23 protein-coding genes are annotated in these 23327 nt (G+C 74.0%); 17 read left to right on the forward strand and 6 right to left on the reverse strand.

The annotated features are described in order from the left end of the window. Positions 1 to 2073, forward strand: a 2073-nt coding sequence (gene infB / locus JQT67_RS06345; RefSeq protein WP_208063977.1) for a translation initiation factor IF-2, incomplete at its 5' end; no start/stop codon positions are given. Positions 2074 to 2134: 61 nt separating this feature from the next. Further along, on the forward strand, positions 2135 to 2584 hold the full coding sequence (rbfA, locus tag JQT67_RS06350; RefSeq protein ID WP_021011199.1) for a 30S ribosome-binding factor RbfA: 450 nt from the start codon (positions 2135 to 2137) through the stop codon (positions 2582 to 2584). 29 nt (positions 2585 to 2613) lie between these two features. Here the strand turns inward: rbfA and JQT67_RS06355 are convergent, their stop codons facing one another. Both JQT67_RS06355 and JQT67_RS06360 read right to left on the reverse strand, forming a co-directional pair. Next, entirely contained in the window at positions 2614 to 4044 is a 1431-nt protein-coding gene (locus tag JQT67_RS06355) for an RNB domain-containing ribonuclease (protein WP_208063978.1), read from the reverse strand. Between the two features lie 30 nt (positions 4045 to 4074). Next, positions 4075 to 4947: an A/G-specific adenine glycosylase gene (locus JQT67_RS06360; RefSeq protein ID WP_208063979.1), complete on the reverse strand. Its 873-nt coding sequence runs from the start codon at positions 4945 to 4947 to the stop codon at positions 4075 to 4077. Between the two features lie 62 nt (positions 4948 to 5009). Here JQT67_RS06360 and JQT67_RS06365 point away from each other — a divergent pair, with 62 nt between their 5' ends. After that, entirely contained in the window at positions 5010 to 6362 is a 1353-nt protein-coding gene (locus JQT67_RS06365) for a DUF418 domain-containing protein (RefSeq protein WP_243755755.1), read from the forward strand. Between the two features lie 17 nt (positions 6363 to 6379). After that, positions 6380 to 7081, forward strand: a complete 702-nt coding sequence (locus JQT67_RS06370; RefSeq protein ID WP_208063980.1) for a uridine kinase — start codon at positions 6380 to 6382, stop codon at positions 7079 to 7081. Here the strand turns inward: JQT67_RS06370 and JQT67_RS06375 are convergent, their stop codons facing one another. Then, the gene (locus JQT67_RS06375; RefSeq protein ID WP_208063981.1) at positions 7082 to 8083 is read right to left on the reverse strand and encodes a ketopantoate reductase family protein; all 1002 of its coding nucleotides are present in this window, start codon (positions 8081 to 8083) and stop codon (positions 7082 to 7084) included. 75 nt (positions 8084 to 8158) lie between these two features. Here JQT67_RS06375 and truB point away from each other — a divergent pair, with 75 nt between their 5' ends. The 8 genes from truB (at position 8159) to JQT67_RS06415 (ending at position 15217) form a co-directional block, all read left to right on the forward strand. Continuing rightward, the gene (truB, locus tag JQT67_RS06380; protein ID WP_208063982.1) at positions 8159 to 9058 is read left to right on the forward strand and encodes a tRNA pseudouridine(55) synthase TruB; all 900 of its coding nucleotides are present in this window, start codon (positions 8159 to 8161) and stop codon (positions 9056 to 9058) included. Then, a complete protein-coding gene (locus JQT67_RS06385) occupies positions 9055 to 9426 on the forward strand; it encodes a hypothetical protein (protein WP_021011206.1) in 372 nt (123 codons plus the stop codon). The genes truB and JQT67_RS06385 overlap by 4 nt, the downstream gene beginning before the upstream one ends. Before the next feature lie 111 nt (positions 9427 to 9537). Beyond that, positions 9538 to 9876, forward strand: coding sequence for a hypothetical protein (locus JQT67_RS06390; RefSeq protein WP_235045094.1), 339 nt, complete (start codon positions 9538 to 9540; stop codon positions 9874 to 9876). After that, a complete protein-coding gene (locus JQT67_RS06395; RefSeq protein WP_021011208.1) occupies positions 9873 to 10823 on the forward strand; it encodes a bifunctional riboflavin kinase/FAD synthetase in 951 nt (316 codons plus the stop codon). Before JQT67_RS06390 ends, JQT67_RS06395 begins: the two co-directional genes overlap by 4 nt. A gap of 111 nt (positions 10824 to 10934) precedes the next feature. Further along, entirely contained in the window at positions 10935 to 11945 is a 1011-nt protein-coding gene (deoC, locus tag JQT67_RS06400) for a deoxyribose-phosphate aldolase (protein WP_021011209.1), read from the forward strand. Between the two features lie 7 nt (positions 11946 to 11952). Continuing rightward, on the forward strand, positions 11953 to 13395 hold the full coding sequence (locus JQT67_RS06405) for an aldehyde dehydrogenase family protein (protein WP_021011210.1): 1443 nt from the start codon (positions 11953 to 11955) through the stop codon (positions 13393 to 13395). After that, positions 13392 to 14267, forward strand: a complete 876-nt coding sequence (locus JQT67_RS06410) for an aldehyde dehydrogenase (protein WP_208063983.1) — start codon at positions 13392 to 13394, stop codon at positions 14265 to 14267. Before JQT67_RS06405 ends, JQT67_RS06410 begins: the two co-directional genes overlap by 4 nt. Positions 14268 to 14275: 8 nt before the next feature. After that, entirely contained in the window at positions 14276 to 15217 is a 942-nt protein-coding gene (locus JQT67_RS06415; RefSeq protein ID WP_208063984.1) for a cation diffusion facilitator family transporter, read from the forward strand. Between the two features lie 170 nt (positions 15218 to 15387). On the opposite strand, the gene JQT67_RS06420 is transcribed toward JQT67_RS06415, so the two are convergent. Together JQT67_RS06420 and JQT67_RS06425 are read right to left on the reverse strand one after the other, a co-directional pair. Next, the gene (locus JQT67_RS06420; RefSeq protein WP_208063985.1) at positions 15388 to 15792 is read right to left on the reverse strand and encodes a hypothetical protein; all 405 of its coding nucleotides are present in this window, start codon (positions 15790 to 15792) and stop codon (positions 15388 to 15390) included. Next, positions 15792 to 17087 (reverse strand): M20/M25/M40 family metallo-hydrolase, encoded by a 1296-nt coding sequence (locus tag JQT67_RS06425; RefSeq protein WP_307864240.1) that lies wholly within the window; start codon positions 17085 to 17087, stop codon positions 15792 to 15794. The genes JQT67_RS06420 and JQT67_RS06425 overlap by 1 nt, the downstream gene beginning before the upstream one ends. 24 nt (positions 17088 to 17111) lie before the next feature. Between JQT67_RS06425 and JQT67_RS06430 the strand changes: the two genes are divergently transcribed. The 4 genes from JQT67_RS06430 to JQT67_RS06445 are packed head-to-tail and all read left to right on the forward strand — an operon-like array spanning position 17112 to position 21087. Next, on the forward strand, positions 17112 to 17903 hold the full coding sequence (locus JQT67_RS06430; RefSeq protein WP_208063986.1) for a HemK/PrmC family methyltransferase: 792 nt from the start codon (positions 17112 to 17114) through the stop codon (positions 17901 to 17903). Between the two features lie 48 nt (positions 17904 to 17951). Further along, a complete protein-coding gene (locus JQT67_RS06435) occupies positions 17952 to 18818 on the forward strand; it encodes a tryptophan 2,3-dioxygenase (RefSeq protein ID WP_208063987.1) in 867 nt (288 codons plus the stop codon). Then, a complete protein-coding gene (locus tag JQT67_RS06440; protein WP_208063988.1) occupies positions 18815 to 19846 on the forward strand; it encodes a hydrolase in 1032 nt (343 codons plus the stop codon). Before JQT67_RS06435 ends, JQT67_RS06440 begins: the two co-directional genes overlap by 4 nt. Continuing rightward, the gene (locus JQT67_RS06445; RefSeq protein WP_208063989.1) at positions 19843 to 21087 is read left to right on the forward strand and encodes a kynureninase; all 1245 of its coding nucleotides are present in this window, start codon (positions 19843 to 19845) and stop codon (positions 21085 to 21087) included. The genes JQT67_RS06440 and JQT67_RS06445 overlap by 4 nt, the downstream gene beginning before the upstream one ends. Here the strand turns inward: JQT67_RS06445 and JQT67_RS06450 are convergent. Continuing rightward, positions 21084 to 21704, reverse strand: coding sequence for a hypothetical protein (locus JQT67_RS06450; RefSeq protein WP_208063990.1), 621 nt, complete (start codon positions 21702 to 21704; stop codon positions 21084 to 21086). The two genes, JQT67_RS06445 and JQT67_RS06450, sit on opposite strands and share 4 nt — an antisense overlap. 131 nt (positions 21705 to 21835) lie before the next feature. Here JQT67_RS06450 and JQT67_RS06455 point away from each other — a divergent pair, with 131 nt between their 5' ends. Then, a complete protein-coding gene (locus JQT67_RS06455; RefSeq protein ID WP_208064063.1) occupies positions 21836 to 23317 on the forward strand; it encodes an aspartate ammonia-lyase in 1482 nt (493 codons plus the stop codon). Positions 23318 to 23327 lie beyond the last annotated feature (10 nt).

Here is a 23327-nt window from a genome sequence, read left to right on the forward strand (position 1 = left end):
CCGCGCCCCGGCGGCGGTCGCGCCGGCGGTCCGGGTCGTCCCGGCGGCTTCCAGCGCCCCGGCGCTCCCGCTCCCGGTGCTCCGGGCCGCGGCGGCCCCGCGTTCGCGGGCCGTCCCGGCGGCGGTGGCCGCGGTCGCGGCGGCACGGCCGGCGCGTTCGGCAAGGGCGGCGCCAAGGGCAAGTCGCGCAAGTCGAAGCGCACGAAGCGGCTCGAGTTCGAGATGCGCGAGGCGCCGTCGATCGGCGGCGTCAAGGTCCGGCGCGGCGAGGGCGAGACGGTGCGCATGCGCCGCGGCGCATCCATCGCCGACTTCGCCGAGAAGATCGACGCGATGCCCGGCGACCTCGTCACCGTGCTGTTCCACCTCGGCGAGATGGCGACGGCGACGGAGTCGCTCGACGAGACGACCTTCGAGCTGCTGGGCGCCGAGCTGGGCTACAAGATCCAGATCGTCAGCCCCGAGGACGAGGACAAGGAGCTCCTCGAGTCGTTCGACATCGACATCGAGCAGGAGCTCGAGGACGAGACCGATGAGGACCTCGAGTACCGCTCGCCCGTCGTGACCGTCATGGGCCACGTCGACCACGGCAAGACGCGACTGCTCGACGCGATCCGCGGCGCCAACGTCATCGACGGCGAGGCCGGCGGCATCACGCAGCACATCGGCGCCTACCAGGTCTGGCAGGAGCACGAGGGCGAGGACCGCGCGCTCACCTTCATCGACACCCCGGGCCACGAGGCGTTCACCGCCATGCGCGCCCGCGGTGCGCAGGTGACCGACATCGCGATCCTCGTGGTCGCGGCGGACGACGGCATCATGCCGCAGACGATCGAGGCGCTGAACCACGCCCAGGCGGCGAACGTGCCGATCGTGGTCGCGGTCAACAAGGTCGACAAGCCCGAGGCGAACCCGGCGAAGGTGCGCCAGCAGCTCACCGAGTACGGCCTCGTCACCGAGGAGTACGGCGGCGACACGATGTTCGTCGACGTCTCGGCGCTCGCGCGCACCGGCATCGAGGACCTCCTCGAGGCCGTGCTGCTCACGGCGGATGCGGGCCTCGACCTGCGCGCGAACCCCAACAAGGAGGCGCGCGGCGTCGCCATCGAGGCGAAGCTCGACAAGGGCCGCGGCTCGGTCGCGACCGTGCTCATCCAGTCGGGGACGCTCCGCGTCGGCGACGCGATCGTCGCGGGCACCGCCTACGGCCGCGTGCGTGCCATGGTCGACGACCGCGGCGAGCTCGTGCAGGAGGCCGGTCCCTCGATGCCCGTGCAGGTGCAGGGCCTCTCGAGCGTCCCGCGCGCCGGCGACACCTTCATCGTCACCGAGGAGGACCGCACGGCTCGGCAGATCGCCGAGAAGCGCGAGGCCGTCGAGCGCAACGCGCAGCTGGCGAAGGCCCGCAAGCGCCTCTCGCTCGAGGACTTCAAGCTCGCGATGGAGCAGGGCAAGGTCGAGACGCTCAACCTCATCATCAAGGGCGACGTGTCGGGTGCCGTGGAGGCGCTCGAGGAGTCGCTCATGAAGATCGAGATCGACGACACGGTCGACCTGCGCATCATCCACCGCGGTGTCGGCGCGATCACCGAGTCGGACGTCAACCTCGCGACCGTCGACTCGGCCGTCATCATCGGCTTCAACGTCCGCCCGGACACGAAGGCCCGCGAGCGCGCCGCCCGAGAGGGTGTCGACGTGCGGTTCTACAACGTGATCTACGCGGCGATCGAGGACGTCGAGAACTCGCTCAAGGGCATGCTCAAGCCCGAGTTCGAGGAGGTCCAGTCGGGTGTCGCCGAGATCCGCGAGGTGTTCCGCTCCTCGAAGTTCGGCAACATCGCGGGCTGCATCGTCCGCTCCGGCACGATCACCCGCAACGCCAAGGCCCGCGTCATCCGCGACGGCGTCGTGCTCGCCGATGGCCTCGCCATCGAGTCGCTGCGCCGCTTCAAGGACGACGTGACCGAGGTCCGCACCGACTTCGAGTGCGGCATCGGGCTCGGCCGGTTCAACGACATCCAGATCGGCGACGAGATCGAGACGATCGAGATGGTCGAGAAGCCGCGCGTCTGACGCGCAGTACGGTGTGGGGCGGCGGCTGGCCGCCCCACACTCGTCTCAACAGGAGGAACCCATGGCAGAGAACCCCCGGGCGAGGAAGATCGCCGACCGCATCCGCGAGATCACCGTGCGCGCCCTCGAGCGCGAGGTGCGCGACCCGCGGCTCGGCTTCGTCACGATCACGGATGTGCGGGTGACGGGCGACCTGCAGCACGCGTCGATCTTCTACACGGTGTACGGCACCGACGAGGAGCGCGACGAGACGGCCAAGGCGCTCTCGAGCGCGAAGGGCGTCGTGCGGCGCGAGATCGGCAAGGGCCTCTCGCTGCGCCTCACGCCGTCGATCGAGTTCCACCTCGACGCGCTGCCCGAGAGCGCGGCGTCGATCGAGCATCTGCTCGACGAGGCGCGCCAGCGCGACCTCGCCGCGCACCGGGCGGCGGAGGCGGCGCAGTACGCCGGCGACGCCGACCCGTACCGCAAGCCGAAGGACGCGGACGACGACGAGACGGCCGCGAGCTGAGCTCCGCCGCCGGTTGAGCCACGACAGGCTCAGCCGGCGGAGGCCTCGGCGAAGCGCAGGCTGCGCGTCGCGAGGTCTGCCTCCGTCAGGCGCGCGCGGATGCGCTCGCCGGGCGACGCATCCGTCTCGCACATCGCCTCGGTGGGCGGATCGATGAGCTGGATCGTCGCGCCCTCCTTGCGCGCCTGGACGACCACGGCGTCGAACTCCTCGCCGATGCGGTGTCTGAGCACCGCGATCTCGACCGCGTCGACCGACGCCCGCTCGAGCGCTCCCGCGATCCGGCTCGACTCCTGCATGATCTCGGGGAGCCCCTCGAGGCCCCGGGTCGCCCACGCGGGCACTTCGCGCCCGTTCGCGATCGCCTCGCAGTGCGCGAGCACGAACCGATCGACGAGCCGCCGCAGCGGCGCCGTCGCGTGCGCGTACGGGGCGCCGATCGCCGCCTGCACCCACTCCGACGCATCCGACGCATCCGCCGCCTCGTCGACGACGCGGTACGACGCGCCGCGGAACAGCCGCCGCGCGGCCTGCAGGATCGCGAGCGTCGACGGCTCCGAGCGGTCGAGCCGCCGCAGGAAGTCGCCGTAGTGCTCGTCCTCGCGCCATGGCTCGCCGATCGCGGCGACCTCCGCCCGGAAGGCGCGCACGTCCGCCTCGGGCGGGCGCGGCATCGTGCGGAGGATCCCCGCGCCCGCGCCGAGCATGAGGCGCGCGGCCTCCATGCCGGTCATGAGCGAGAGCTGCGCGTTCCAGCGCTCGACGGGCAGCAGCTCGCGGCGCACGAGGCGGTAGTCGTCGCCGTCGCGCTCGATCTCCTCCTCGGGCATGTCGAGGCTCGCGCCGCCCCGCTCGGCCTCGAGCGCGATCCGCAGCTCGCCGACCTCGCGCAGCAGCGCGAGCATCGCGTCGCCCTCCTCGAGCAGCCGCTGCGCCTCGGCGTAGCTGCGCTGCGCGCGCGAGCGCACCCGCGCGCGCTCGAGACCGACGCGCACGGCGCGACCCGCCGCATCCAGCCCGAACGACCACACGTACGCGCCGCGCACCTCGCCCGCGAGCAGGCTCGCGGCACCCTCGCTCACGACCGCGGGGTGCAGCGGCACGCGGCCGTCGGGCGCGTACATCGTCTGGCCGCGGCGGCGCGCCTCGGCGTCGATCGCGCCGCCCGGCTCGGCGAACGCGGCGACGTCGGCGATCGCGTAGTGCACGCGGTAGCCGTCGCCGTCGCGCTCGAGGTGCAGCGCCTGGTCGAGATCGGTCGAGCCCTCGGGGTCGATCGTGATGAAGGGGATGCCGGTGCGGTCGGCGTCCGGCAGCCGCGGAGCGGCCGCGAATGCCTCGGCCTCGGCGATCGCGGCGGGCGGGAAGGCCGCGTCGAGCCCGAGCTCGACGCGGATCGCCTCGAGGGCGGCGGCGAGGTCGTCGCTCGGAGCGGTGACGCGCTGGTGTCGAGCCGGCATGCCGCTCAACCTACCGAGCGCACCCGAGCGTCAGTCGGGCAGCCGCACGGCATCGGCCTCGCGCACGATGAGGCCGTCGGCGGCGAGCGAGGCGAGCGCGCGCTCGAGCTGCTCGGCGTCGTGCCAGCGCTCGTGCAGCTCGGCGGGGGAGAGCGGCACGTCGACCGCCCGCAGCGCGCGCAGCACCGTGCCGCGCGCCTGCCGGTCGCTGCCCTCGAACCGCGCTTGCCGCGGCGCGCGCTTGCCCTCGAACGGCGGGTAGTCCGCGGCCCGCCACGCGCACGCGTCGGCGATCGGGCACTCGTCGCAGCGCGGGGCGCGGGCGGTGCAGACGAGGGCGCCGAGCTCCATGAGCGCGATGGAGACGACGGATGCGTCGGCGCGGCCCTCGGGCAGCAGCGCTTCGACGTCGGCGAGGTCGCGCTTCGCGGCCGGTCCCGCCTCGCCCCGGCCGTGCACGGCGCGCGCGACGACGCGGCGCACGTTCGTGTCGACCACGGGATGCCGGTCGCCGAAGTGGAAGACGGCGACCGCGCGCGCCGTGTAGTCGCCGACGCCCGGCAGGGCCAGGAGCGACGGGACGTCGCGCGGCACCTCGCCGCCGTGCCGCTCGACGATCGCGCGCGCGGTGTCCTGCAGCCGCAGCGCGCGGCGCGGGTAGCCGAGCGTGCCCCACTGCCGGAGCACCTCGTGGGTCGGCGCGTCGGCGAGGTCGGCGGGCGTCGGCCAGCGCGCGAGCCAGCGGTCGATCTCGACCGCGACGCGCGCCGCTTGCGTCTGCTGCAGCATGACCTCGCTCACGAGCGTGCCCCACGCGTCGAAGTCGGGGCGCCGCCACGGCAGGTCGCGCGCGCTCGAGCGGTACCAGTCCGCGAGCGCGGTCGTGGAGCGGTCGCCGAGCATCCCGCCAGCGTAGACGCGCGAGCGGACCCCGGCCCGGCAGACCGCCTCGATAGCGTCGAGGCATGACCCACGCCGAGCAGATGCCGCCCGCCCGACCGCCGCTGCCGCATCCGTCGCACCCGGCTCCCGCCGGCGGGCCGATCCCCACGGCCGCCTGGCCCGCGCCGCCGACGTGGCACGAGCCTGCCGTCGACGTCGCGGCCGCCGCGACGGCCGCCCGGGGCCGCAGCCTCGCGCCCGACCTCGCGCGCGGGCTCATGCTGCTGCTCATCGGCCTCGCGAACGTGCCGTGGCTGCTGCACGGCCGCGAGCAGGGGCTCTCGAGCGCGCACCAGCTCGGCCACGACGGTGCCGACCTCGGCTACCAGCTCCTCTCGCTCGTCGTGATCGACGGGCGTGCCTACCCGCTGTTCGCGTTCCTGTTCGGCTACGGCATCTGGCAGCTCTACAGCCGACAGTCGGCGGCCGGCACGCCGTGGCGCGAGGCGCGGCGCATCCTGCAGCGGCGGCACGCGTGGATGGTCGCGATCGGCGCGGTGCACGCGCTGCTGCTGTGGTTCGGCGACATCGTCGGCGCCTACGGGCTCACGGGGCTCGTCGTCGTCGCGCTGCTGCTGCGCCGCTCCGACCGCGTGCTGCGCATCGTCGCGTGGGTGCTCGCGGGCCTGCTCGCGCTCTTCGCGGCGATGAGCTTCGCGGGCGGGCTGCTGCTCGGCACGGGCATCGCCGGCGACCTCTCCTCCCTGGCGGGCGGCGGTCTCGCGACGCCCGCGGGCGAGCCGAGCTACCCGTGGTTCGCGCTCCAGAGCCTGGGGCTGTGGCTCCTCGCGACGCCCGGGCAGCTGCTCGCGCTCACCGTGCCGCTCGCGGTCGTGCTCGGGATGCTCGCCGCTCGCCGCGGCCTGCTCGACCGACCGCGCGACCACCGGCGGACGCTCGTGGGCATCGCGGTGGTCGGCATCGCGATCGGCTGGGCCGGCGGCGCGCTCGCCGCGGCGCAGTTCGCCGGACTCGTGCTCGACCCCGCGCTCTCGTGGGGCACGATGGGCGTCTCGAGCCTCGCGGGCGTCGCGGGCGGCATCGGCTACGCGGCGCTCTTCGCGCTCGCCGCGGCGGCGATCGGCGAGCGGCGCGGCATCGTCGTGCGCGCGCTCGCGGCGGTCGGCAAGCGCTCGCTCTCGAGCTACCTGCTGCAGTCGGTGCTGCTCGTGCCGACGCTCGCGGCGTGGGGATTCGGGCTCGGCTCGACGCTCACGCCGCTCGCCGCGGCCGGCGTCGCGGTGGCCGCGTGGCTCGTGAGCGTCGCCGTCGCGCTCGTGCTCGACGCGCGCGGCACGCGCGGACCGGCCGAGGCGCTGCTGCGGCGCCTCGCCTACGGCTCGCGGCCCGTCGCCCCGCCGACGCCCGTCGCGTGAGCGCCTAGGCTGACGCCATGATCGACCGCTCGCTGCTCATGCAGGCCGCCTCCTGGACGCCCGAGCAGAAGGCGCTCTACACCGACCTCGTCGACCAGCTGCTGCGCCGCAACCCCCGCGGTCGCAGGCTCTTCGCCGTCGAGGGGCGCGACGGGGTCGGCAAGACGCGCTTCGCGGATGCGCTCCAGGTCGCGTTCGCACGCGCGGGCGTCGAGGCGTTCCGCGCGAGCGCCGACGACTTCCACCGGCCGCAGGCGTTCCGCTACCGGCAGGGGCGCGACTCGCCGAAGGGCTACTACGAGGACGCGTTCGACGTCGAGCTGCTCGACCGCGTGCTGCTGCACCCGTTCCGGATGGGCGGGTCGACGGGCTTCGTGACGCGCGCCTTCGACCTCCACGCCGACCGCAGCGTCGAGATGGAGTGGGAGACCGCCGGGCCCGACGTCGTGCTCGTCGTCGACGGCGTCTTCCTGCAGCGGCCGGCGCTCGCGGGCAAGTGGCACGCGGTCGTCTACCTCGACGCCGACGAGCGCACGAGGGGAGAGCGGATGCGCGCTCGGGACGGCGTGCACCCCGACCTGCGCCACGAGTCGCACCGCCGCTACCGCGAGGCCCACGACCTCTACGAGCGGGCCGTGGACCCGCGCCGGAAGGCGGCGTTCATCGTCGAGAACAGCGACTGGCGCCGCCCCGTGCAGGTGTTCGCCGACTCCTGCTGACTAGGCGAGCTGCCGCACGACCGACGCCGGCAGGAAGCGGCCGGAGCGCTCGACCTCGTGCACGAGCTCGACGAGCGCCGCGTTGACCGGCGCCTCGCGACCGGCGCGCGCCGCCGCTTCGACGACCGCGCCGTTGATCATGTCGACCTCGGTCGGCTGCCCGCGCCGGATCGACTGCTGCGTCGAGCCGAGGTTCGGCACCTCGCCCATCCGTGCCCGGATGCGCAGCGGCACCTGCTGCGCGACGCGGTGCGGTGCCCATGCGAGCAGCCGCACGAGCAGGGGCGAGAGCCCCTGCATCGGCTGGAAGCGCACGCCGCTCGCGAGGCCGACGCGCGCGCACTCGCGCATCGAGGCGACCATCACGCGCCGCAGCCCCGGGTCGCCGATCACGTCCTGCACCGGGTGTCCGACGATCGCGGGGATCGCGTTGACCATGTTGATGAGCAGCTTCGTCCACTGCGAGCCCTCGAGGTCGGCCGTCCGCTCGATCGGCATCACTTCGCCGAGCAGCGCCGCGAAGCGCTCGCCCTCGGCACCGCCGACGATCGTCGGGTTCGCGGCCGTGATCGTCACGACGCCCGGCTCGAGCGAGTTCGCGGCGATGAGCGAGAGCGCGCCGGCGACGCGCTCGTGCCCGAGCAGCCGCCCGGCCGCGCGCTCGCCGTAGAGGCCGTTCTGCGCCACGAGCAGCGGCACGCCGGCCAGCTGCCCGCGGTTCGCCTCGAGCGCGTCCGCGGTGCCGGTCGCCTTGACGGCGAGGATCGCGACGTCGGGCACCTCCTCGAGCCGCTCGAGCGCCGTCACGGCGGCGGTGTGCGTGCCGAAGCCGCCGCGGAGCCGCAGCCCGTGCTCGCGCATCGCCTCGAGGTTCGCGCCCCGCGCCGTGACGGTGACGTCGTGCCCCGCGGCCTGCAGCAGCGCCGCCATGGTGCCGCCGATCGCGCCGGCGCCGATGACGGCGACGCGCTGCCGGGGCGCCCGCTCCGCTTCGCTCGCCATGCTGGGAGGCTACCGGCCGATCCGGCCGCGACCGGCGGCCAGGAGCTGACCGGGACGAGCGTCTACACTCGCCTGGTGCCCTCCGACACCGACGCCCCCGACGGCATCCTGCTCGTCGACAAGCCGCAGGGCATCACGAGCCACACCGCCGTGAGCCGCGCGCGGCGGGCCCTCGGCACCCGCAAGGTCGGCCACGCGGGCACGCTCGACCCGATGGCGACGGGCCTGCTCATCCTCGGCGTCGGCCCCTCGACACGGCTGCTGACGCACATCGTCGGGCTCGACAAGACCTACACCGCCACGATCGCGCTCGGCGCGACGACGACGACCGACGACGCCGAGGGCGACGAGACGACGACGGCGGATGCGTCCCACCTGACGCGCGACGACCTCACGGCACCGATGGCGGCCCTCACGGGCGAGATCGAGCAGGTGCCCTCCTCGGTGAGCGCGATCAAGGTCGACGGCGAGCGCGCCTACGCGCGCGTCCGCGCGGGGGAGGAGGTCGAGCTCGCCGCCCGGCCCGTGACGGTCTCACGCTTCGAGGTGCTCGGATTCCGGCCCGGCGTGCGCGCCGAGGTCGACGTGGTCGTCGACTGCTCGAGCGGCACCTACATCCGCGCGCTCGCGCGCGACCTCGGCGCGGCGCTCGGCGTCGGCGGGCACCTCACCGCGCTCCGCCGCTCGCGCATCGGCCCGTTCGAGGTCGAGGGCGCGCCGCTCGCCGACGCGCTGCCCGAGGGCGCTCGCGCGCTGCTCGAGCCGCCCGCCCGCGCCGCCTCCCGCATCCTGCCCGTCGCCCTGCTCGACGACGAGCGCGCGGCGAACCTCGCCCACGGCCGCCGCACGATCGCCCTCGAGGGGGAGCGCGGCCTCGTCGCGGCCGTGCACGGCGACCGGCTCGTCGGCATCGCCCGCGCCGAGGGGCGGCGGCTGCTGCCCGTGACGAACTTCCCGACCGGGGGCGCCTCGTGATCAGCTGGCTCATGCTCGCGCAGGCGATCGCCTTCGGCGTCATCGGCGCGATCGTCGCGGTCGTGGGGCTCATGAAGCGCCCGTTCAACGACTTCGTGCTCGGCGCCGCGGCGTTCACGCTGCTCGCGCTCGTCGTGCAGGCGATCGCGTCGATCATCGCGCCGTTCACGGGCGCGGGCCCGACGGGCGACCTGCTCGAGTACTGGACGTACCTGCTCACCGCGCTCGTCATCCCGCCCGGCGCGGTGCTGTGGGCGCTCGTCGACAAGAAGGGGCAGTGGTCGACGCTCATCGTGGGCATCGGCATCCTCGCGTGCGCGGTGATGGTCTACCGCATGCACCAGATCTGGTTCGTGCAGATCGCCTGACCGCCGCCGCGGCGGGGCGGCCACCGCGGGATCGCTAGACTCGACCGAGTGAATGAGCGCAAGCACGCCGGCATCGGCCGAGTCCTGATCGCGGTGTACGCGGTGCTCGCGATGGCCGCGACGGGCCGCTCCTTCGTGCAGATCGTGCAGCGCTTCGACGAGGCCCCGCTCGCGTACTCGCTGAGCGCCGTCGCCGCCGTCGTCTACATCGTCGCGACCGTCGCGCTCGCGAGCCCGAGGGATGCGTGGCGTCGCGTCGCGCTCGCGGCCGTCTGCTTCGAGCTCGTCGGCGTGCTCGTCGTCGGCACGCTCTCGCTCGTCGCGCCGGAGCTCTTCGCGCACGACTCCGTCTGGAGCTACTTCGGCATGGGCTACCTCTTCATCCCCGCCGTGCTGCCGTTCCTCGGCCTGTGGTGGCTGCGCGCGAGCAGCGAGCGGGTGGCCGCGTGAGCGACCTCGCCGAGCGCGGGCTCGGTTGGGTCGAGCAGCTCGAGGCGGCGCCGAGCGCCATCACGATCGGCAAGTTCGACGGCGTGCACATCGGCCACCGGCGCATCCTGCAGCAGCTGCGCGCGATCGCCGACGCCGAGGGCCTCGTGACGACCGTCGTCACCTTCGACCGCAACCCGCTCGAGGTCGTGCGGCCCGACCGCGCGCCCTTGCCGCTCGTCTCGCTACGGCACAAGGTCGAGCTGCTGCGCGACGCCGGCGCCGACCGCGTGGTCGTCATCCCGTTCACGGCCGAGACCGCCGCGCAGCCGGCGGAGGAGTTCTCGCAGCGCGTGCTCTTCGAGGGGCTCGGCGCCCGCGTGCTGCTCGTCGGCGACGACTTCCGCTTCGGGCACCGGGGCGCGGGCGACGCGGCGATGCTGCGCGCGCACGCCGAGCCGCGCGGCGCGCGCGTCGAGTCGATCGACGACATCTGCTTCGCCGACGGCCGCCGCGTCTCGTCGACCTGGATCCGCGAGGCGCTCGGCCTCGGCCGCATCCAGGAGGCGAACGCGATGCTCGGCCGCCGGCACCTGCTGCGCGGCGACGTCGTGCGCGGCTTCCAGCGCGGCCGCGCGCTCGGCTACCCGACGGCCAACCTCGGCTCGCCCGTCGAGGGCTTCGTGCCCGCCGACGGCGTCTACGCGGCGATCGCGCGCGTCGACGCGGGCGCCTTCCCCGCGGCGGTCTCGATCGGCGACAACCCGACGTTCGACGGCGTCGCCGCGAAGACCGTCGAGGCGTACCTCCTCGACGTCGACCTCGACCTCTACGACCGGCCGATCGAGCTCGAGCTCATCGACTTCGTGCGCCCGATGCACCGCTTCGAGAGCCTCGACGAGCTCGTCGCGCAGATGGGCCGCGACGTCGAGCGCACGCGCGAGCTCGTCGCGGCCGCGTCCGCCTGACCGACGGGTCCGCCGCGCCGCACCGAGGCGGGGCACCGGTCGGTAGACTGCCGTGACCCATCCGCCGCCCCGATCCGCGGGAGCGGCCCGGCCAGGGCAAGAAGGAACAGCGTGACATCGACCAGCGCAGCGCTCGCGCCCGCAGAGCGCGCCGTCCAGCTGCTCGGCAGCGACCTCTCCGAGGTCGCCCTCCGGCGGCACCTCGAGGGGCTGCCCGCGGTCGACGCGGTCGGCCTCGAGGCCCGCGCGGCGCGCTTCGGCACCCGCTCGATCAAGACGTCGTCGAAGGCCCAGGCCCTCGACCTCGCGATCCGCATGATCGACCTCACGACCCTGCAGGGCGCCGACACGCGCGGCAAGGTCCGCTCGCTCGTCGCGAAGGCGCTCGTGCCCGACGCGAACGACCCCTCGACGCCCCGGCCCGCCGCCGTCTGCGTCTACGGCGACATGGTCGGCCACGCCGTCGAGGCGCTCGGCTCGGCGTGGAGCGCCGGCAAGGACGACGGCATCAACGTCGCCGCCGTCGCGACCGCGTTCCCCGCGGGCCGCGCGAGCATCGAGGTCAAGCTGCAGGACACCCGCGACGCCGTCGCCGCGGGCGCCGACGAGATCGACATGGTCATCGACCGGGGCGCGTTCCTCGAGGGCAACTACGGCAAGGTCTTCGACGAGATCGTGCTGACGAAGGAGGCGTGCCGCCGCGCGGACGGCTCGTACGCGCACCTCAAGGTCATCCTCGAGACCGGCGAGCTCCACACCTACGACAACGTGCGCCGCGCCTCGTGGCTCTCGATCCTCGCGGGCGGCGACTTCATCAAGACCTCGACCGGCAAGGTGCAGCCCGCGGCGACGCTGCCCGTCACGCTCCTCATGCTGCAGGTCGTGCGCGACTGGGAGCGGCTCACGGGGGAGCGCATCGGCGTGAAGCCCGCGGGCGGCATCTCGACCGCGAAGGATGCGATCAAGCACCTCGTCGCGGTCGCCGAGACGTGCGGCGAGGCGTGGCTCGACCCGAAGCTCTACCGCTTCGGCGCCTCGAGCCTGCTCAACGACGTGCTGCTGCAGCGCCAGAAGCTCACCACCGGCCGCTACTCCGGCCCCGACTACGTCACGATCGACTGAAGGCACCATGGCATTCCTCGACTACGCGCCGGCTCCCGAGTCGACGTCCATCCTCTCGCTGCGGGAGGACTACCGCCTCTGGATCGGCGGCGAGTGGGTGACGGGCGGCGGCGAGCCGTTCGCCTCCGTCTCCCCGAGCACCGAGCAGCAGATCGCGACCTTCGCGTACGCCGACGAGGGCGATGTGGATGCGGCGGTGCGCGCCGCGCGCGCGGCCTTCCGCGACGTGTGGGGCCCGATGTCGGGCCGCGACCGCGGCAAGTTCCTCTTCCGCATCGCGCGCATCCTGCAGGAGCGCGCCCGCGAGCTCGCGGTCGCCGAGTCGCTCGACAACGGCAAGCCGATCCGCGAGACGCGCGACGCCGACATCCCGCTCGTGGCCCAGTGGTTCTTCCACTGCGCCGGCTGGGCCGACAAGCTCGACCACCTCGGGCTCGGCGCCGCGCCGCGGCCGCACGGCGTCGCCGCGCAGGTCATCCCGTGGAACTTCCCGCTGCTCATGCTCGCGTGGAAGGTCGCGCCGGCGCTCGCGGCGGGCAACACCGTCGTGCTGAAGCCCGCCGAGACGACCCCGCTCACGGCGATGCTCTTCGCCGAGGTCTGCGAGCAGGCCGGGCTCCCGGCGGGCGTCGTCAACCTCGTGACGGGCGACGGCGCGACCGGCGCGGCGCTCGTGCGCCACCCCGACGTCGACAAGGTCGCCTTCACGGGCTCGACCGCGGTGGGCCGCGAGATCGCGAAGGCGCTCGCGGGCACCGACAAGAAGCTCACGCTCGAGCTCGGCGGCAAGGGCGCGAACATCGTCTTCGACGACGCCCCGCTCGACCAGGCGATCGAGGGCATCGTCGACGGCATCTTCTTCAACCAGGGGCAGGTGTGCTGCGCCGGCAGCCGGCTGCTCGTGCAGGAGAACGTGCACGACGCGGTGATGGACCGCCTCAAGGAGCGCATGGCGACGCTCCGGGTCGGCGACCCGCTCGACAAGAACACCGACGTCGGCGCGATCAACTCGAGCGAGCAGCTCGAGCGCATCACGCGGCTCGTCGACCGCGGCGTCGCCGAAGGCGGCGAGGCCTGGAGCCCCGCGTGCGAGCTGCCGCAGGAGGGCTACTGGTTCGCGCCCACCGTCATCACGGGCGTCGAGGCCTCGTCGACGATCGCGCGCGAGGAGATCTTCGGCCCGGTGCTCTCGGTGCTCACGTTCCGCACGCCCGACGAGGCGATCGCGAAGGCCAACAACACGCCCTACGGCCTCTCGGCCGGCATCTGGAGCGACAAGGGCTCGCGCGTGCTCGCGATCGCCGACAAGCTCCGCGCGGGCGTCGTGTGGACCAACACGTTCAACAAGTTCGACCCGGCGAGCCCCTTCGGAGGCTACAAGGAGTCGGGCTACGGCCGCGAGGGCGGCGTGCAGGGCATGCAGGCGTACCTGAAGGCAGGCGAGCGATGACCACGACCACGAAGACCACCACGCGCCTCGACGTCCCGAAGACCTACAAGCTCTTCATCGGCGGTGCCTTCCCGCGCAGCGAGTCCGGCCGCGTGACCGAGGTGCGCGACGGCGAGGGCCGCTTCGTCGCGAACGTCGCGAAGGCGTCCCGCAAGGATGCGCGCGAGGCCGTGCGCGCGGCCCGCAAGGCCCAGCCGGGCTGGGCGGGCGCGACCGCGTACAACCGCGGCCAGGTGCTCTACCGCGTCGCCGAGGTGCTCGAGGGCCGCAAGGCGCAGTTCGTCGACGAGCTGCAGCGCACCGAGGGCCTCTCGGCCGCGCGCGCTCGCGCGCAGGTCGAGGAGGCGATCGACCTGTGGGTGTGGCACGCCGGCTGGACCGACAAGATCGCCCAGGTCGCGGGCTCCGCGAACCCCGTCGCCGGCCCGTACTTCAACATCTCGGTGCCCGAGCCGACCGGCGTCGTCGCGATCGTCGCGCCGCAGTCGCAGGGGCTGCTCGGCCTCACGTCGGTCGTCGCGCCCGCGCTCGTGATGGGCAACGCGGTCGTCGTCATCCCCGCCGCGTCGTCGCCGCTCGTGGCGATCTCGCTCGCCGAGGTGCTCGCGACGAGCGACCTGCCGGGCGGCGTCGTCAACGTGCTCACGGGTGACCCGGCCGAGCTCGCGCCGTGGCTCGCGAGCCACGCCGACGTCAACGCGCTCGACCTCACGGGCGCGGGTGACCTCGACTGGGTCTCGCTCGAGGTCGCCGCGGCCGACACGCTCAAGCGCGTCATCCGCCCCGAGCCGGGCATCGCGCCCGAGACGCCGCAGCGCATCCTCGCCCTGACGGAGACGAAGACCGTCTGGCACACCAAGTCGCGCATGTAGCGGCGGGCATGTCGGGGTCCCACGGGCACAGCCCCGGTGTCGGCGGCAGTGCCGATGGCAGTGCCGCGGCCGGTTCGCGCCGGCTCGCGGTCGCGTTCGGCATCACGGCGGTGCTCTTCGCCGCGCAGGTCGTGGGCTCGATCGTCACGGGCTCGCTCGCGCTGCTCGTCGACACGGTGCACATGCTCACCGACGTCGCGGGGCTCGGCGTCGCGCTGGGCGCGCAGCGGCTCGTGCAAGCCGCCCCGAGCGGGCGCCGCACGTGGGGGCTCGTGCGCGTCGAGGTGCTCGCCGCGGCGGCGCAAGCGGCGGCGCTGCTCATCGTCGCGCTCGTCGTGGTCGTCGAGGGCGTGCGCCGCATCGCCGAGCCGACCGAGGTGCCGGGGCCGCTGCTGCTCGCCTTCGGCGCAATCGGCCTCGCGGGCAACCTCGTCGCGCTCGCGGTGCTCGCGGGCGGCCGCGGCTCGAGCCTCAACCTGCGAGCGGCGTTCCTCGAGGTCGTGAACGACGCGATCGGCTCGGTCGCGGTCATCGCGGCGGCGGTCGCGATCTGGCTGTGGGGCTTCCAGCAGGCCGACCTCATCGCGAGCGCGCTCGTCGCGGTGCTCATCGTGCCGCGCTCGCTCGCCCTCCTGCGCGACAGCGGCCGGATCCTGCTCGAGTCGACGCCGCAGGAGCTCGACCTCGACGACGTGCGCGCGCACCTCATGGAGGTCGAGCACGTCATCTCGGTGCACGACCTGCACGCGTCGACGCTTGGCACGGGACTGCACCAGCTCACGGCGCACGTCGTGGTCGAGGAGTCGTGCTTCGCCGACGGCCACGCGCCGCGAGTGCTCGATGCGCTGCAGGAGTGCGCGGCCGAGCACTTCCCGCTCTCGCTCGAGCACGCCACCTTCCAGCTCGAGCCGCCCGGCCACGCCGACCACGAGCCGCACCTCCACGCCTGAGCGCCGTCGCGGCTGGGTGGTACCGATGTGCCGCTCGGCGAGGGCGCGAGCGACCATCGAGTACCGCCGTCGCGGCTGGGTGGTACCGATGTGCCGCTCGGCGAGGCTGCGAGCGACCAATCGGTACTACCCTCGCACGTGGCGCAGCGGCGCGGAGAGCCTGCCGAGCGTCAGCGGATGGCGCTCGCGAAGTCGACCCACCGCATCCGCGGGGCGACGCCCTCGGCTGCCGCCGCGAGCCGCTCGTCGTCCGTGACGAGCGCGTCGGCCTGGAGCGAGGCGACCGCGAGCAGCTCGGCGGCACCGATCTCCGCCCAGTCGAGCCGCGCGGCGATGCGCCACGCGACCGAGCGCGAGACGCGGTCGGCGAGCAGCCGCACCTTGAGCGCCGCGACCGCCTCGAGCTGCGCACGCCCCTCAGCCTCGTCGAGCGTGCCCGCGCGCACCTCGTCGTAGAGCAGCTGCATCGCCTGCGAGCGCAGCGCCCCGGTGCTGACGAGGGAGTGCTCGCCGACGTCGACGCGCTCGCGCACGCTCCGCAGGGCCGTCGGCGCGTCGATCGCGAAGCGGGTCATCAGCAGCTCGACTCGATGAGATCGGCGTACCAGCGGCAGCCGGCGAGCCACGTGTCGACGCGGATGCGCTCGTCGCGCGCGTGCAGCGTCAGCCGCTCCTCGCGCGTCATCTCGAACGGCGCGAAGCGGTAGACGCGGTCGGTGATGCGGTGCGCGTGGCGGCCGTCGGTGCCGCCGAGCATGACGTACGGCACGGTCTGCACGTCGGGCCGCGCTCGCGCGATCGCCGCCTCGATCGCGTCCCAGCCGCGGCCGGCGGAGGGGCTCTCGGGGCTCGGCCCGTGCCCGTGCAGCACGTCGAGCTCGACTCGCGGGTCGGCGATCGCGCGCCGCACGTGCTCGAGCGTCTCGTCGACCGAGGAGCCGAGCGCGATGCGCGCGTTCACGACCGCGGTCGCCTCCTCCGCGAGCGCGTTCGGCGCCGCCGCGCCCTGCAGCTGCGTCACGACCGCCGTCGTCGCGAGCATCGCCCGCGTCTCGTCGCCGCGCGCGAGGATCCGCTCGACGAGCGGCCGAGCACGCCGCACGCGCCGCAGCACCGCGCCCTGCGCGCCCGGCGCATCCGCCCCGAGCAGCTCGAGCATGCGCAGCGCCGGCTCGGGCAGCGAGCGGGGGAAGGGGGAGCGGTCGAGCCGCCGGATCGCCCGCGCGAGCCGCGACGTCGCCGGCAGCCGCGGCGGCGTCGACGCGTGCCCGCCCACCTGGGCCACGCGCACCCGGATGTTCGCGAAGCCCTTCTCGGCCACCCCGACGACCGCGACGTCGCGCGAGAGCCCCGCGATCGGCGGCTCGATGATCGCGCCGCCCTCGTCGAGCGCCCACGCGGGCCGCACGCCGCGCGCGTCGAGCTCCGCGATCGCGGAGGCCGCGCCCGAGCCCATCGTCTCCTCGTCGTGCCCGAAGACGAGCCACACGTCGCGCTCGGGCGCGAAGCCGGCCGCGAGCAGCGCCTCGACGCCCACGCAGATGGCGACGAGCGAGCCCTTGTCGTCGAGGGTGCCGCGCCCCCACACGTGCGTGCCGTCGCGGTGGCCGGAGTAGGGCGGATGCGTCCAGCCGGCCTCGGGGGCGGGAACGACGTCCTGGTGGGCCATGAGGAGCGCCGGGCGGCCCTCGCCGCGGCCCGGCCAGCGCGCGAGGATCGTGTCGCCGACGAGCTCGACCTCGAGCGCGGCGAAGAGCCGCGGGAATCGCTCCTCGAGCGCGGCCCGGAACGCTGGCAGCTGCTCGGGCCGCTCGGTCGGCACGCGCACGAGCGCGATGAGGTGGTCGACGGCGTCCTCGGCGATCAGCACGTCGGCAGGCTATCGTCACGAGCGATGGAGCTGCGGGAGCCGGACGAGCTGCTGGCGGCGCTGCGCGACTCGGGGAGCGTCTTCCCCGAGCGCGAGCTCGCCGAGCTCCAGCGCGCCGCGAGGATCGACGACCCGTGGATGATCGAGATGATGGTCGAGCGCCGCACGCTCGGCGAGCCGATCGAGCACATCGTCGGCAGCGCGCGCTTCGCCGAGCTGCGCATCGCCGTGCACCAGGGGGTCTTCGTGCCGCGCCGGCGCACCGAGCTGCTCGCGACGCTCGCCGCCGACCTGCTGCGCGAGGCCGCCGAGCGCGAGCCGCGAGCGCCGCGGCTGCTCGACCTCGGCTGCGGCTCGGGCGCGATCGCGGCGCTCGCGATGCACCGGGTGCCGGGCGTCGAGGTCGTCGCGATCGACGCCGACGCGGGTGCGGTCGCGTGCGCTCGAGAGAACCTGCCGGGCGCGCTCGTCCTCCGTGCCGACTCGCTCGACGGCCTCGACGCATCCGCGCCCTTCGACGTCATCGCCGCGAACCTGCCCTACGTGCCCACCGCCCACCTCGTGCACCTGCCGCGCGAGGCGGCGGAGTTCGAGCCGCTGATCGCGCTCGACGGCGGCGTCGACGGCCTCGACCCGCTCGCCGAGCACGCGCCCGCGATGGTGCGGCTCCTCGCGCCCGGCGGCATCGCGCTCGTCGAGCTCGCGCCGCTCCAGGTCGAGGCGGCCGCCGACCTCGTCGCGGCGGCGGGCTTCCGCGACTCGGCCGTGCGCGCCGAAGACGAGCTCGGCGCGACCGTGCTCGTCGCGACCCGCTGACCGCGCCGCCTGGCACTACCGTGGAGGCCGAGCCGAAGGAGGCCTGCAGTGTCCGTCGAGCACAACACCCGCGAGATCGAGGACGGGGTCGTCACCGACCTGCGCGAGCGGATGACCTACGGCTCCTACCTGGGGCTCGACTCGCTGCTCGCGTCGCAGCACCCGCGAAGCCGCCCGGAGCACCACGACGAGATGCTCTTCATCATCCAGCACCAGACGACCGAGCTCTGGCTCAAGCTCGTCATCCACGAGCTCGACGACGCGAGGAGGCTGCTCGCCGCCGACGACCTCGGCGCGGCGCTCAAGCGCATCGCGCGCGTCAAGCACATCCAGGAGGTGCTGACGCAGCAGTGGTCGGTGCTCGCGACCCTCACGCCCACCGAGTACGCGCAGTTCCGCGGCGCGCTCGAGGGCGCATCCGGCTTCCAGAGCGCCCAGTACCGCATGGTCGAGTTCGCGCTCGGCAACAAGCACGAGCGCATGCTGCAGGTCTTCGAGTCGAGCCCCGACGAGCACGCGGCGCTCGCGGCCGAGCTGGAGCGCCCGAGCCTCTACGACGAGTTCCTGCGCTTCCTCGCCCGGCACGGCCACGACGTGCCCGCCGAGGTGCTCGAGCGCGACGTCACGAAGGCGCACGTCTACACCGAGTCGCTCGTGCCGGTCCTCCAGCGCATCTACGAGGGTGCGGCCGAGCCCGGCGCGGCCGACTGGCGCGCCTACGAGACGTGCGAGGAGCTCGTCGACCTCGAGGACAACTTCCAGTTCTGGCGCTTCCGGCACCTCCGCACCGTGACCCGAACGATCGGTCGCAAGACCGGCACGGGCGGCTCGAGCGGCGTCGACTTCCTCGCCCGCGCGCTCGACCTGACGTTCTTCCCCGAGCTCTACGCCGTCCGCACGCGGATCGGCACGTGACGGCACCGGTCGTCGCCCGAGTCGCGCACGCGCGCATCGGCGGTCGGTGGGTGACGGATGCGGTGGTCGGGCTGAGCGCGACGGGCATGCGGCTCATGCCGGAAGACAGGGCGCCGCGGCGCATCGCGCGCATCGAGGGTGCGCTGCTGCCGCCGCTCACCGACGCGCACGTGCACCTCGGGCTCTGCGACGCGGCGCGCGACCAGCCGACCGCGCTCGGCCGCGTGCTCGACCTCGGCTGGGCGCCGAGCGAGCTGCCGGGGCTCGTCGCCGCCGTCGAAGCCGCGCATCGCGGGGTCGAGGCGCGCTTCGCCGGGCCGTTCCACGCGGCCGTCGGCGGTTATCCGTCCGACCGCGCGTGGGCGCCGCCGGGATCCGTCGTCGAGCTCGCGACCCCGAGCGAGGCCGTGCGCGCGGTGCGCGCACAGCTGCAGGCTGGCGCAGCGGCGATCAAGATCACGCTCAGCGGCGACGACGGGCCCGTCCTCGACGACGAGGCGCTGGCCGTGATCGTCGCCGAGGCGCGCGCGGCGGGGCTGCCGGTCGTCGCCCACGCGCGCGGCGCGGGGCAGGTCGAGCGAGCGATCGCGGCCGGTGTCGACGTGCTCGCGCACGCGCCGTGGACCGAGCGGCTCGACGACGCCGTGATCCGCGAGGCCGCGGCCCGGCAGACGTGGATCTCGACGCTCGCGATGCACGAGCGCGACGGCGATGAGGGCGCGCTCGCCCGCGCGACCGACAACCTCGGCCGCTTCGCCGCCGCGGGCGGGGCGGTCGCGTACGGCACCGACCTCGGCAACGGGCTCGACCGCTTCGACCTCGACCCGGCCGAGGTCGCCGCGCTCCGCCGGGCCGGCATCGACGGCAGCGCGCTCGTCGACGCGCTGCTCGCGGAGCGGCTGCTCCCGCCCGGCCCGATGATCGGCATCGTCGCGGCCGACGTCGTCGACGACGAGTCGCTGCTGGCCAACCTGCACCGCGCACGATCGCTGCCCTACACCTGGTTCGACCTGGAGGCATCCGCATGACCGATCTCGCCCGACGCGCCGCCGAGCTCGACGCCGCCGACCCGCTCGCCGAGCACGCCGACCGCTTCGTCCGCGGCGGCGACGTCGTCGCGTACCTCGACGGCAACTCTCTCGGCCGGCCGCTCGCGTCGCTCCCCGAGCGCTTCGGCGACTTCATCGCCCGCGACTGGGGCGAGCGGCTCATCCGCTCGTGGGACGAGCAGTGGATGCGTCGGCCGTACGAGCTCGGGGACCGCATCGGCGCGCTCGTGGGCGCGGGCCCCGGGCAGGCGTTCGTCGGCGACTCGACGACCGTGCTGCTCTACAAGCTCGCGCGCGCGGCCGTCGACGCGCAAGCCGAGCACGGGCGCACCGAGATCGTCATCGACGACGACAACTTCCCGAGCGACCGCTTCATCGTCGAGGGGATCGCCGCCGAGCGCGGCTGCACGATCCGCTGGATCGAGGCGGACCCCGCCGCCGGCGTCTCGCTCGAGCAGGTCGAGGCGGCGGTGGGTGAGCGAACGGCGCTCGTGCTGCTGAGCCACGTCGCCTACCGCTCGGGCTTCGTCGCCGACGTCGCCGGCATCACGCGCGCCGCGCACGACGCGGGCGCGCTCGTGCTGTGGGACCTGTGCCACTCGGCAGGCGTCATCCCCGTCGGCCTCGACGAGCACGGCGTCGACCTCGCGGTCGGCTGCACCTACAAGTACCTGAACGGCGGGCCCGGTGCGCCCGCCTTCGGCTACGTGCGCGCCGACCTGCACGAGCGGCTCGAGCAGCCGATCCAGGGCTGGATGGGCGCCGCCGACGTGTTCGCGATGGGGCCCCGCTTCGAGCCCGCCGCCGGGCTCGGCCGCTTCCTGAGCGGCACGCCGCCGGTGCTCGCGACCGTCGCGCTCGAGGCGATGGTCGAGCTCGTCGAGGCGGTCGGCATCGACGCCGTCCGGGCGAAGTCCGTCGCGCTCACCGACTTCGCCGAGGCCGCGCTCGCCGAGCACGTGCTGCCGCTCGGCGCGCGGCTCGCGAGCCCGCCCGCCGGGCCGCACCGCGGCAGCCACCTGACGGTGACGCATCCGTCGTTCCGGGAGGTCAACGCGAGGCTGTGGGAGCGGGGCGTGATCGGCGACTTCCGCGCGCCCGACGGCATCCGCATCGGGCTCTCGCCGCTCTCGACGACGTTCGCGGAGGTCGAGGTCGGCGTCGCCGCCCTCGGGGAGGAGCTGCGCCGGGCGCTGCAGCGGTCGGGGGAGGGCCGCTAGCCGCGGATGACCTCGTGCACCGCGACGGCGGCGTCGACGGCCTGCTGGCCCGTGAACGCCGCGTCGCCGCCGTCCCAGCCGACCGAGACGGTCTCGAACTGGTCGAACAGGTTGACGGTGCCCGAGAACGGCTCGCTCAGCACGGGCGGCTCGCCGACGCCCATCACGAACAGGCCGCGCTCGTTCGCACCCGCGTCGGGCACCATGAGGCGCGAGCCCGAGAGCGCGACGAGCTCGTCGGGGGAGAAGGTGATGCCGCTCAGCGTGAGCCGGAGCGTGTCGTCGCCCGCCGTCCAGGCGCACTGCCGCTCGACCGCGACGTCCTCCTGATCCTGCGCGTCGCTCGCCGCCTGGTCGAACGAGAGGCCGCTCGTGAGCTCGGCGACCGCGGGTTCGATCTCGGCGCACTCGGGGAACTCGGTCGGCGGCGCGATGGGGTAGCCCTCGGGCGCGTCGGGATCGCCCTCGGCCGTGACCGGCGACTCGCTCGCTCCCGGGAGCGGCCCGAGCGCGGTCGGTGCCGGCGTGGGCTCGGCGCTCGGCTCCGGCGCGGTCGAGGAGCAGCCGACGAGCGCGAGCGCGGCGAGGGCGGCGATGGGGAGGGTCAGGCGATGCACCCCAGCACGATACCCGCGTCGCCCATGCGCGCGGGCTAGGCTCGGGGTCGGGAGAACCCCGCCCCCACGCACGCCACCGCGCCCGATCGGCGCGCCGCCACGGCAAAGGAGCCACCGTGACCGACACGCCCCTGTACAAGCTCGATCCCGCTCCGCAGGGCGAGCGCCACTACGCCGGCCCGACCCGCCTCGAGCGCGACTCGCTCGGCGAGCTGCCGGTGCCCGCCGAGGCGTACTGGGGCATCCACACCGAGCGCGCGCTCATCAACTTCCCGATCACGGGCCGCTCCATCTCGGTCTACTCCGACCTCGTGAACGCACTCGCGGTCGTCAAGCAGGCGTGCGCGCGCGCCAACCGCGAGATCGGCGTGCTCGACCCCGACAAGGCCGACCTCATCGACCGCGTCTGCATCCGCATCCGCGGCGGAGAGCTGCACGACCAGTTCAAGGTCGGTGTCATCCAGGGCGGCGCGGGCACCTCGACGAACATGAACACGAACGAGGTGATCGCGAACGCGTGCCTCGTCGAGCTCGGCCGCAAGAAGGGCGAGTACGAGCACTTCCACCCGATCGACGACGTCAACCGCTCGCAGTCGACGAACGACACCTACCCGACGTCGATCAAGGTCGCGATGGCGTTCACGCTCCGGCGCCTGCTCGACGAGCTCGCGAGGCTCGCGGATGCGTTCGACCGGAAGGCGGTCGAGTTCCGGGACGTGCTCAAGGTGGGCCGCACGCAGCTGCAGGACGCCGTGCCGATGACGCTCGGGCAGGAGTTCCGCGGCTTCGCGGTGACGCTGCGCGAGGACCACGACCGCCTCGAGGAGACGATCAAGTGGCTCGGCGAGGTCAACCTCGGCGCGACCGCGATCGGCACCGGCATCACCGCCGACCCGCGCTACGCCGAGGCGGCCTCCCGCCACCTCGCCGAGCTCACTGGGCTCCCGATCGTGCCCGCCGCCGACCTCATCGAGGCGACGAGCGACACGGGCGTGTTCATGCTCGTCTCCGGCACGCTCAAGCGCGCCGCGGTCAAGCTCTCGAAGATCTGCAACGACCTGCGCCTGCTCTCCTCGGGCCCGCAGGCCGGCTTCGGCGAGATCTTCCTGCCCGCCAAGCAGGCCGGCTCGTCGATCATGCCCGGCAAGGTCAACCCGGTCATCCCGGAGGTCGTCAACCAGGTGGCGTTCGCCGTCATCGGCTCCGACGCGACGGTGACGGCGGCATCCGAGGCGGGCCAGCTGCAGCTCAACGCGTTCGAGCCGGTCATCGCGCACTCGATCCTGCAGAGCCTGCACTGGATGACGCAGGCGTGCCTCACGCTGCGCGTCAACTGCGTCGACGGCATCGAGGCGAACCACGAGCGGCTCGACCTCATGGTCGGCAGCTCCGTCGGCGTCGTCACGGCGCTCACGCCCTACCTCGGCTACGCGGCGTCCGCGCAGCTCGCCAAGGAGGCGCTCACGGGCCACAAGTCGATCGCCGACCTCGTCGTCGAGGCGGGCCTCATGGAGCGCGAGCGCGTCGAGAAGCTGCTCGAGCCCGCGCGGCTGTCGGGACTGCACCCCGCGACCGCGTCGATCCCGGTGATCCTGCCCGACGACGAGGGCTGAGGGGCACCGC

The organism is Agrococcus sp. TF02-05 (genome assembly GCF_017565345.1).
Lineage (GTDB): Bacteria > Actinomycetota > Actinomycetes > Actinomycetales > Microbacteriaceae > Agrococcus > Agrococcus pavilionensis.